Genomic DNA, 10,672 nt, shown 5'->3' on the forward strand with positions numbered 1-10,672 from the left:
TGTAGCGAAGCGAAGCGTTGGGGAAAACAGCGCCTCCGGCAGAGGGCTGAAAGCCAGACGTAATTCAATCATCAATGGTTAATTGTTATGCCGGGTTATCCGAACGCAAATTTTGCAAATGGCGCGAATCAACGCAAATAACCGCGTTTGTCATTCCGAACGCAGTGAGGAATCTCGCGGGGGAAAAGGGAAGAGATTCTTCGCTTACGCTCTGAATGACAAAAGAGCGAACGCAGAGGTACATCCCCCTCCCCCCCTTCAAAGGGGGAATTTGCAGGGCTGAATACTGACTACTGTGTCCTGTCCCTAAAAAGTTTTGTTTTTGCTATCGACTTGCCTTATCTTTGTCGTCACAAACAATATGGGATGAAGGATTTTTTTCGTGTACTCAAGCGATTCGTACCGCCGTATAAGCGATATATGGGACTTAACATCGTGTTTAACATACTTTCGGCTATTCTGAATGTTTTTTCGTTCGCATTGATTATCCCGATTCTGAAAATCCTCTTCAAGATGGACGACCGCGTCTATTCGTTCATGGAGTGGACTTTCCGTCCTTCGTCGTGGGAATCGTGGAAGACATTACCCGAAGCGGCGCAAAATAACTTTTACTGGTACGTCAACCGACTGATCGAGGTTTATGGCAGTTCGTCCGCACTCATCATGCTGGGGGTCGCGCTGATCGTGATGACCTTATTCAAGGTACTGGCCATGTACATGGCCTTTTACACCATGATCCCCATTCGTACGGGCGTGGTGCGCGATGTACGAAATCAGATCAATCAAAAAATTACGGAGCTACCGCTCGGCTTCTTCTCGGAAGAACGTAAGGGCGATATCATCGCACGGGTATCGGGCGATGTAAACGAAATTGAGACTTCGATCATGAGCTCGCTCGATATGCTGTTCAAGAACCCGATCCTGATTCTGATCTATCTCTCAGCCATGCTGATCATCAGCTGGCAGCTCACGGCATTTGTCTTTATCCTGCTGCCTGTTGCAGGCTACGTGATGGGACAGGTCGGGAAAAAGCTGAAAAAAAGATCGTTGCTCGGTCAGTCGCAGTGGGGCGCGTTGATGAGCCAGATCGAGGAAACGCTCAGCGGATTACGTATCATCAAGGCGTTCAATGCGGAGAAAAAGATACAGCGACGTTTCGAAACGCAAAACGAAACCTATCGTCACACGACAAACCGGATCTATCGTCGTCAGCAACTGGCACATCCGATGAGCGAGTTTCTCGGCACAGCCACGATTGTCGTGATTCTCTGGTACGGAGGTACCCTGATCCTCGGCAACAACAGCCCGATCGATGCACCTACCTTTATTTATTATTTGGTGATTTTTTACAGCATCATCAATCCTGCCAAAGACCTGAGCAAATCGGTTTATGCCATACAGAAAGGGCTTGCCTCGATAGAGCGTGTGGATAAAATACTGAAGGCGGAATCGAATATCGTCTCGCCGGCCGTAACGAAACCGGTCATCTTCAACGATGCCATCGAATATCGTGATGTATGGTTTCGTTACCAGCACGACTGGGTATTGAAAGGGATCAATCTGCGGATCGAAAAAGGCAAAACGATCGCCCTCGTGGGACAGTCGGGCTCGGGCAAAAGCACGCTCGTCGACTTGTTGCCCCGCTTCTACGACGTCGATCAAGGAGCTATTACCATCGACGGCACGGATATTCGCGAGGCCTCACTCGTCGACTTGCGCGGATTGATGGGCAATGTGAATCAGGAGGCGATTCTGTTCAATGACAGTTTCTTCAACAACATCGCCTTCGGGGTGGAATCGGCCACCCGCGCAGAGGTGGAAGAAGCGGCACGGATTGCGAACGCACATGACTTTATCATGGCTTCGGAAGAAGGGTACGAGACGAACATCGGCGACCGTGGCGGAAAACTTTCCGGCGGACAACGGCAGCGTATCAGCATCGCACGTGCGATTCTGAAAAACCCACCGGTACTGATTCTCGACGAAGCGACCTCGGCGCTCGACACCGAGTCGGAAAGGCTCGTGCAGGAAGCGCTCGAAAACCTGATGCGTAACCGTACAACGATCGTAATCGCGCATCGCCTGTCGACCATCCGTAAGGCCGATGAGATTTGCGTGATGCACGAAGGAGCCATCGTCGAACGCGGGCAGCATGACGAACTGATTACCATGAATGGCTATTACAAAAGGCTTTGCGATATGCAAAAATTTTAAACTAAAGGGGTCATCGGGAAGCCGTTCCTTTTCGGAACATGAAAACAATATAAACCATTTAATAAAGATAACATGAAAATAGTAAAACTCTTATTCGTTGGTATCATTCTCATGGCTTGCGACCGCTTACCGGATATCCGTTCAAATGCGCGCATGGCTTATCATTTCGATGAACCGGCCACTCTTTGGGAAGAATCTTTTCCGCTCGGCAACGGCCGTATCGGACTTATGCCCGACGGAGGAATTGAAAAAGAAAATATCGTCTTGAACGAAATCTCGATGTGGTCCGGCAGTAAACAGCAGACCGACAACCCCGCAGCGCAGAAGTCGCTGGGTCGAATCCGCGAGCTGCTCTTTGCCGGACGTAATGATGAAGCGCAGGAGCTCATGTACGACACCTTTGTCTGCTACGGCGATGGCAGCGGACGGGGAAGTGGCGCGAATAAGCCCTACGGTAGCTATCAGTTGCTGGGCAATCTGATACTGGACTTCACATACGATGCCGCAGACGATGCACAAGTTTCCGACTACCGGCGTGAGTTAGACTTGGAGCAGGCACTGGCAACGCTGTCGTTCCGTAAAGGGAAAACGGAATACTCGCGCGAAGTGTTCACCTCGTTCGCAAACGATGTGGCCGTCATCCGCCTGAAAGTAAACAACGGGCGCAAGCTACAATGCCAAATCGGGATGAACCGACCGGAGCGCTATGCCGTGAAAGCCGGAAACAGCGAGCTTGAAATGCGCGGAAGGCTCTACGAAGGAGACGCGTATAAGACGAAGGAACAGCTCGAACGAGAAGAAGCCATGCGAAACCGCACAAACAACTCGGACAGCATCCCTGCGGCAGAACAGAAGACGGTGCCGGGAGCCGAAGACGGTCAGGGCGTCCGTTACGCTTCACGCATACAGGTGGTGCTTCCCAACGGGGGTGAAGTGAAAGCCTTCAACGATACGACGCTCATTGTTGAAGAGGCTTCCGAGATCATCCTGTTGGTAGGAATGGCTACCGACTATTTCGGTAAAGCGGTCGATGCACAGATCGATTCGTTGCTCACGGCTGCCGCAAGCAAAAGTTATGAAACGCTGAAAGAAGAACATATCCGAGCCTATCAGGAGCTTTATCATCGGATAGCCGTCCATTTCGGACGGAACGCGCAAAAAGAAGCCTTGCCGATGAATAAACGTCTCGAAGCGTTTCAGAACGACAAGAACGACCCCTCATTGCTGGCTTTGTATTATCAGTTCGGCCGCTATCTGCTGATCTCGTCGACACGTCCCGGACTGTTGCCGCCCAACCTCCAAGGGCTTTGGTGCAATACGATTCATACCCCGTGGAACGGAGACTATCATCTCAACATCAACCTGCAGATGAATCTTTGGCCGGCTGAAACAGGAAATCTGTCGGAGCTTCATCTGCCGTTGATCGAATGGACGAAGCAGCAGGTCGAGAGCGGACGACAGACGGCAAAAGCTTTTTATAACGCTCGCGGATGGGTGACGCATATCTTAGGGAACGTATGGGAATTTACGGCGCCGGGCGAACATCCTTCGTGGGGTGCGACAAACACTTCGGCGGCGTGGCTTTGCGAGCATCTGTACACGCACTATCTGTTTACACTCGACACGGCTTATCTGCGAGACGTATACCCTGTGATGCGTGAATCGGCTCTTTTCTTCGTCGATATGCTCGTCGAAGACCCCCGCAGTCACTATCTGGTAACGGCCCCGACTACCTCGCCCGAAAATGCCTACGTGATGCCTAACGGAAAAAAAGTAAGCGTCTGTGCCGGTTCGACGATGGACAATCAGATACTCCGCGAGTTATTCTCCAACACCATTCAGGCTGCCCGACTGCTGAAAACGGACGAAGAGCTTGTGCAAACGCTGGCCGCTTACCAAGCACGTCTGATGCCTACGACAATCGGGCCCGACGGACGTATCATGGAATGGTTGGAGCCTTATGAGGAAGCAGAACCGCATCATCGCCACGTCTCCCACCTGTACGGCTTGTATCCGGCCAATGAAATTTCGCCGGAACGGACTCCCGACCTGGCCGCTGCCGCACGCAAAACACTCGAAGCGCGCGGGGATGAAAGTACCGGCTGGTCGATGGGCTGGAAAGTGAACTTCTGGGCGCGTCTGCACGATGGAGAGCATGCTTACAAGCTGATGGCCGACCTGCTCAGACCTTCCCTCCGCAAAGACATGGACATGAAACACGGGGGAGGCACATATCCCAACCTGTTTTGTGCTCATCCGCCGTTCCAGATCGACGGAAACTTCGGAGGATGTGCCGGGATTGCCGAGATGCTGGTACAGAGCCATAACGGATACATCGAATTTCTGCCGGCACTTCCTACGGCATGGAAAAACGGTGAGTTCAAAGGTTTATGTGTGCAGGGAGCAGGCGAAGTACATGCTCAATGGGGCGACGGCGAGTTGCTTCATGCCGGACTGAAAGTAAAAAAAGACGGGACTTTCCGCATCAAGATGCCTGAAAGCATGCCTGTTCTGGAAGTTCTGCTGAATGGAAAGGCTGTCTCATGTCCGATTGTCGATGGAATGATTGTCATGGATTTACATGCAGCCGATGAACTCGCAGTAAACATGAGAAAAGACAACTAAAAAAGATTCAAAAAGGAATGTTTTATGTTCATTTTGTCCTTTAACGGATAAACGCCTTTGTTTTACTTTGTATCTTTGCAGCCCAAAATTGAAGGAAATGAAACAGTTTGTTTTTTTATGGATGGCGGTTATCCTGCCTTTTTGTGCTATGGCACAGGAAGTGCTGACACTGGAGCAGTGCCGTCAGTTGGCGATTGCGAACAACAAAGAGCTGAAGGTAGCCGGTAAACTGGTAGACAAAGCAAAGGAAGAACGTCATGCGGCACGCACGAAATATTTTCCGCAAGTTTCGGCCGTTGGAACGTATATACGAAACAGCAAAGACATTGAACTTGTCGACTATAGTAAATTTTCTTCCTTGTCGTCCATTACGGCCCCCATGCTTCAAAAATTTCCGGAACTGGGACTTATCCTCCCGCAGGTCATGGAAAAGATGAAGGATGCGACCCATCTCGATATTCGCAATGTCTGGATAGGCGATGTATCTTTGGTACAGCCGGTTTTTATGGGTGGAAAAATTGTGTCCTACAATCAGATCACGACTTATGCCCGTGAGCTGGCCGAGTCGATGCACGACACGAAGTTGCAGGATGTGATCTACCGAACCGATGAAACATACTGGCAGGTGATCTCATTGGTCAACAAAAAGAAACTGGCCGACGCGTATGTCGATCTGCTTCGGAAGATGGATAACGATATCACCGCGATGATTCAAGAAGGTGTGGCCACGAAAGCAGACGGCTTAACGGTGAAGGTGAAGCTGAACGAAGCGGAGATGGCACAAAACAAAGTCGATAACGGCTTGGCACTGTCACGTATGCTGCTGGCTCAAATCTGTGGGCTGGAGATGGGAAGCCCGATAGCTCTGGCCGATGAAGAAATTGATTATCTCACCGTGCAGCCGGTATCTTCGCAAGCTCATACAGAAGAAGCCTTCAGTAATCGTCCCGAACTGAAAAGCCTCGAGCTTGCCACAAAAATTTATCGTAAGAAGGAACAGATCGCATTGGCCGAGATGTTACCGAGTGTCGCGCTGACAGCCAACTACCTGATCACAAATCCAAACTCGCACAACGGCTTTAAGAATGAGTTTTCCGGCATGTACAATGTCGGCGTGATGGTGAAAGTTCCTTTGTCCGGTTGGTGGGAAGGAACGTACAGGCGTAATTCGGCTAAGGCTGAGACGGTGATCAAGAAGCTGGAGCTCGAAGACGCGCGTGAGAAAATCGAGTTGCAGGTAAATCAATCGGTATATAAAGTCAACGAGGCAGGAAAACAGTTGACCGCCTCGACAAAAAATATGGAGAAAGCAGAAGAGAATCTTCGCTATGCCAATTTAGGCTTTGAGGAAGGCGTGATCCCGGCGCTGAACCTGATGGAAGCACAGACGGCCTGGGTCTCGGCGCGTTCGCAGCTGATCGATGCGCAGATTGAGGTCAAGCTGACGGAAGTTTATCTGCGTAAAGCCTTAGGAAAGCTGACGAAATAATCGGAAATTTGAGTTATAACGAACATTTATACATTCTATAATTTATACACGATGAGTGAGAAAAAATATTCGATCAACAACATGCTATTGGCCTTTATTGCCGTACTGATAGTCATAGGCTTAGTTGCATTAGCCGGTTTTTTCCTGTTGTCGCCTCCCGACGAGATCATTATGGGTCAGGCCGAAGCAACTCAGGTACGTATTTCGGGTAAAGTACCCGGACGCATCGAATCATATCGCTTTGGCGAGGGAGACAAGGTGCGTGCAGGCGACACACTGGTATTCCTCGACACCCCTGAGATTATGGCCAAGCTGCAACAGGCCGAGGCTGTCCGTCAGGCTGCTGAGGCACAGAATACCAAAGCAATGACCGGCGCCCGTTCGCAAGAAGTTACCGGTGCTTACGAGTTGTGGCAGAAGGCGAAAGCAGGTCTCGATATTGCCCGGAAATCGTATGATCGCATACAGCATCTCTACGAACAGGGCGTAATGTCTGCTCAAAAACGTGATGAGGTAGAAGCCAATTATCATGCGATGGTTGCCACCGAAAAGGCGGCTCGTTCACAGTATGAAATGGCGAAAGAAGGAGCGCGCCGTGAAGACAAGATGGCTGCCTCGGCACTCGTCCGACAAGCGAAGGGTGCGGTGGCCGAGGTGCAATCCTACATCGGCGAACGGGCTTTGGTTTCACCTATCGACGGGGAGATTGTAGAACGCTTCCCCGAGGTGGGAGAGTTAGTGGGAACAGGCGCCCCCATCATGAACATTGCCGACCTGAACGACTTGTGGATCACGTTCAGTGTACGGGAAGATTTATTGAGTGATATCAAGATCGGAAAAGAGGTCAAAGGCTTTATTCCTGCTCTCCATAATCAGGAAGTGACGATGAAGGTCTATTTCATGAAAGCCATGGGTACGTATGCCGCATGGAAGGCCACAAAAGCAACCGGCCAGTTCGATGCAAAAACGTTTGAAGTGCGTGCACGCCCCATCGAAAAAATAGCTGATCTGCGTCCCGGAATGTCTGTTATCATCAAGCGTTAAGGGGAGAGAGCTATGACCATCCGGGAAGGCATACAAAGTTTGAAGCAGATATCCGTACGGGAAATCCGCAGGCTCTGTTTGAACCCGTTGTATTTCTTTTGTATGATTGTCGCGCCAATTGGCAGTCTGTTCTTTCTCATGACATTGATGCAAGACGGACTACCGACGAATCTTCCGGTAGCAGTCGTCGACTTGGACAACACCCCCACATCGCGCCAACTCATTCGCCAGTTGGATGCTTTCGAGCAGACTTCGGTAGCGATGCAGTGCGCTTCGTTCGAAGAGGCGCGCAGGGAGATGCAGAAAGGAAATATTTACGGAATCTATCATATCCCGAGAGGTTTTCAGCGTGAAGCCTCATCAGGCAAACGACCGAAACTGTCGTTTTATACGAACGGATCGTTTCTGATCGCCGGATCGTTGATGTTCCGGGATATGAAAACGACATCGGTATTGGCCGGTGGAGCCGTTGGCCTTCGGATCGGAGAAGCCAAAGGATATACGACAGCCCAGATCATGGCGCAAATACAGCCGATTGTCATCGATACGCACGCAATCGGCAATCCCTGGCTCAATTATTCGATCTACCTGAACAATGCGATTATGCCCGGACTATTACAGCTGCTGATTTTTATCGTAACGGTTTTCTCGATCGGGACGGAGATCAAAGAAAAGACATCGCGCGACTGGCTGAATATGGGGCATGGCTCCATTACCGTGAGTGTGATCGGAAAGTTATTGCCTCACACCGTAATCTTTACGGCTATCGGGTGGTTGATCTGCGCGATTCTTTACGGATATAACGCCTTTCCGCTTCATTCGGGTTGGATACCGATGCTCGTTGCCATGTTTCTGTTAGTAGTCGCCTCACAGGCGCTCGGGGTTTTTATGATCAGCGTACTGCCTACGGTGCGGTTGGGGCTTAGTTTAGCCTCTCTTTTCGGTATGTTAGGCTTTTCGATCTGCGGACTCTCCTACCCCGTATCGGCCATGTATCCCGAATTTCATGCCGTATCATACCTCTATCCGCTACGGCATTACCTGCTGATTTATATCGACCAAGCACTCAATGGACGTGAATTGGTATACACATGGGGAGAATATGTATGGCTTGCCGGCTTCCTCCTGCTGCCTATCATCATGCGCAGATATCTGAAGAATGCGATGCTCTATTTTCATTACATTCCGTAAAAATAACGAACGATGAAAAGAGAAAAAAAATTATCCGGCATCATCGCCGAAGGCATCCGGGACTTGTTTTATATCTGGAGAGAAGAATTGAAAGCAATCTTCAAAGATAGCGGCGTAATGATCTTTTTCTTCTTGGTTCCATTAGCCTATCCGCTGATTTATTCGCTGATCTATCATCCCGAAACGGTACATGATGTCAAGGTCGTTGTAGTCGACCGGAGCCAATCGTTTTACAGTCGTGAGTTTGTACGCCGTGTAGATGCTACTCCAGATGTACAGATCGTTCGCTCGTGTACCTCAATGGACGAGGCACAGACCATGCTGAATAAAAAAGAAGCGTACGGCATCCTGTTGTTTCCACCCGAATTCAGTAAGAACCTGCATTCGGGACAACAAGCGACGGTTTCCCTCTATTGTGATATGAGTCTGTTGCTTTATTATAAAGCGATGCTGCTTTCCGCGACAGAGGTATCACTCGAAATGGGGGGTGAAATCCATGCGCAGAACCGGCCGCAATCGACCGAACAACTCAAGAAAATCGAGATTGAACCCATACCCTACGAATCGACGGCATTATTTAATCCGTCGAACGGTTTTGCGAGCTTTCTTCTGCCGGCGGTACTGATCCTGATTATCCAGCAGACGCTTGTGTTGGGCATCGGTATGTTGGGAGGCACGGCGCGTGAACGTAACAAGTTTCACCATCTCGTACCGATCGACCGGCGTTTTAAGGGAACCCTACGCGTCGTACTGGGTAAATCACTCGCTTACGTCGTAATCTACATTCCGGTATGTATCTGGACACTGATCGTGGTACCCAAGTTCTTTTCGTTTCCAAGTGTCGGGTATCCATGGGACATTCTGCTGTTTTTATTACCCTACCTTTTCGCGTGCATCTTGATGTCCATTACGATTTCGGGCTTTATGCGCACCCGCGAGTCGCCGATGATGATATTCGTCTTTATGTCCGTGATTCTGCTCTTTATCTCAGGCATCTCGTGGCCGACAGAGGCATTCCCCATCTATTGGAAAGCACTCGGTAATATGTTTCCTTCAACACCGGCCATACGTGGTTTCGTTCTGATTAAGAGCTGTGGCGCCTCATTGCACGACGTAGCGCACGAATACCGGATGCTCTGGATACATACCGGCGTATATTTCATCACGGCGGCGCTCGTTTATCGTCGTCAGATTATCCGTGTTCGCCGCAAAATGCTCCGGCAATATAAAGAAGCCAAACTCCGGAGGGGATAAACTCCCCCCCTTCCGTTGTGCTTCTAAGGATTTAATCCCCTTCTTCCAGCATAAAAATATCGTTCACCTTCTTACCGAAAACGGCGGAAAGCTTTAGCGCCAACACCGTCGACGGTACGTATTTGCCTGCCTCAATAGCATGAATCGTTTGCCGGCTGACTTGAACCCTTTCGGCCAGTTGCTGTTGCGTAAGACGTTGCACAGCTCGTTCAATGCGAATCGTATTAATCATCTCCAGTCTTTCTTAAACGGTGTAAATCGATTCTGTATTTAAGAATGAAAAGAATCAAAATGAGATACAAATTAATGAATACAAAATACAGATAAGCAATATTATACACAAGCAGAGTCACAACGATGGTAACGACGCCGCTTGTCAGCATAGCCCAACGCATGGAGCGCGAACGCAGGTATTCCATATATTCATCCTCTTCTTTCTCTCGTGAGAAGGCAATAAGCAACAAAGATATTGTAAACAACACGATCGACATTTGCTTAATCATATCTGCTTCAACTATTTTAAACCATTCCACAGATGAAAACAACTCGAATGAAAGTACTGAAAACATACGACAAGGCATTAAGTCACCATCTGCAAAAAACAAATAGTATCCGCATAAGAATGCCGAAGGGATCGCAAGTATCTGTCCGATCCGCCTGTAACTGTTTGGGAAAAGATACGCATTTTTCATATTGTTATTTTTTAAATTGAATTTCGGCACAAATGTAATGTATAATTTACATATAGACAAGCTTATTTTACACAAATAAAAACAAAGACGATTTTAAAGAGAGAAATACTTACCTTTCCTCTAAAACGTATTTTGTGAGTTTGCTTAGATTGCTGTTCAATCC

The 10,672-nt window shown here is 49.1% G+C and carries 8 protein-coding genes; 6 read left to right on the forward strand and 2 right to left on the reverse strand.

Annotated elements, in window-relative coordinates:
- The first annotated feature begins 366 nt into the window (after nucleotides 1–366).
- The 6 genes from ACTTKA_RS07465 to ACTTKA_RS07490 all read left to right on the forward strand — a co-directional run bounded on the left by ACTTKA_RS07465 (nucleotide 367) and on the right by ACTTKA_RS07490 (nucleotide 9,817).
- On the forward strand, nucleotides 367–2,214 hold the full coding sequence (locus tag ACTTKA_RS07465; protein ID WP_442724547.1) for an ABC transporter ATP-binding protein: 1,848 nt from the start codon (nucleotides 367–369) through the stop codon (nucleotides 2,212–2,214).
- Nucleotides 2,215–2,286: 72 nt separating this feature from the next.
- Complete coding sequence (locus ACTTKA_RS07470) at nucleotides 2,287–4,839, forward strand: glycoside hydrolase family 95 protein (RefSeq protein WP_442724548.1); 2,553 nt, start codon at nucleotides 2,287–2,289, stop codon at nucleotides 4,837–4,839.
- A 97-nt stretch (nucleotides 4,840–4,936) separates the two neighbouring features.
- Nucleotides 4,937–6,328, forward strand: coding sequence for a TolC family protein (locus ACTTKA_RS07475; protein ID WP_442724549.1), 1,392 nt, complete (start codon nucleotides 4,937–4,939; stop codon nucleotides 6,326–6,328).
- A 51-nt stretch (nucleotides 6,329–6,379) separates the two neighbouring features.
- Complete coding sequence (locus ACTTKA_RS07480; protein ID WP_046825449.1) at nucleotides 6,380–7,372, forward strand: HlyD family secretion protein; 993 nt, start codon at nucleotides 6,380–6,382, stop codon at nucleotides 7,370–7,372.
- 12 nt (nucleotides 7,373–7,384) lie between these two features.
- Nucleotides 7,385–8,563, forward strand: coding sequence for an ABC transporter permease (locus tag ACTTKA_RS07485; RefSeq protein ID WP_442724550.1), 1,179 nt, complete (start codon nucleotides 7,385–7,387; stop codon nucleotides 8,561–8,563).
- Nucleotides 8,564–8,575: 12 nt separating this feature from the next.
- Nucleotides 8,576–9,817, forward strand: a complete 1,242-nt coding sequence (locus ACTTKA_RS07490) for an ABC transporter permease (protein WP_442724551.1) — start codon at nucleotides 8,576–8,578, stop codon at nucleotides 9,815–9,817.
- Between the two features lie 31 nt (nucleotides 9,818–9,848).
- Here the strand turns inward: ACTTKA_RS07490 and ACTTKA_RS07495 are convergent, their stop codons facing one another.
- The gene (locus ACTTKA_RS07495; RefSeq protein ID WP_060828359.1) at nucleotides 9,849–10,049 is read right to left on the reverse strand and encodes a helix-turn-helix transcriptional regulator; all 201 of its coding nucleotides are present in this window, start codon (nucleotides 10,047–10,049) and stop codon (nucleotides 9,849–9,851) included.
- The gene (locus tag ACTTKA_RS07500) at nucleotides 10,042–10,509 is read right to left on the reverse strand and encodes a hypothetical protein (RefSeq protein ID WP_097560166.1); all 468 of its coding nucleotides are present in this window, start codon (nucleotides 10,507–10,509) and stop codon (nucleotides 10,042–10,044) included. The genes ACTTKA_RS07495 and ACTTKA_RS07500 overlap by 8 nt, the downstream gene beginning before the upstream one ends.
- Between the last annotated feature and the right edge of the window lie 163 nt (nucleotides 10,510–10,672).

This window comes from Tannerella sp., from assembly GCF_052170195.1.
Lineage (GTDB): Bacteria > Bacteroidota > Bacteroidia > Bacteroidales > Tannerellaceae > Tannerella.

Bases quoted from the DNA above. Each gene is read 5' to 3' on its own strand.
- ACTTKA_RS07465 (WP_442724547.1), top strand. From the start codon at position 367: ATGAAGGATTTTTTTCGTGTACTCAAGCGATTCGTACCGCCGTATAAG.
- ACTTKA_RS07470 (WP_442724548.1), top strand. From the start codon at position 2,287: ATGAAAATAGTAAAACTCTTATTCGTTGGTATCATTCTCATGGCTTGC.
- ACTTKA_RS07475 (WP_442724549.1), top strand. From the start codon at position 4,937: ATGAAACAGTTTGTTTTTTTATGGATGGCGGTTATCCTGCCTTTTTGT.
- ACTTKA_RS07480 (WP_046825449.1), top strand. From the start codon at position 6,380: ATGAGTGAGAAAAAATATTCGATCAACAACATGCTATTGGCCTTTATT.
- ACTTKA_RS07485 (WP_442724550.1), top strand. From the start codon at position 7,385: ATGACCATCCGGGAAGGCATACAAAGTTTGAAGCAGATATCCGTACGG.
- ACTTKA_RS07490 (WP_442724551.1), top strand. From the start codon at position 8,576: ATGAAAAGAGAAAAAAAATTATCCGGCATCATCGCCGAAGGCATCCGG.
- ACTTKA_RS07495 (WP_060828359.1), bottom strand. From the start codon at position 10,049: ATGATTAATACGATTCGCATTGAACGAGCTGTGCAACGTCTTACGCAA.
- ACTTKA_RS07500 (WP_097560166.1), bottom strand. From the start codon at position 10,509: ATGAAAAATGCGTATCTTTTCCCAAACAGTTACAGGCGGATCGGACAG.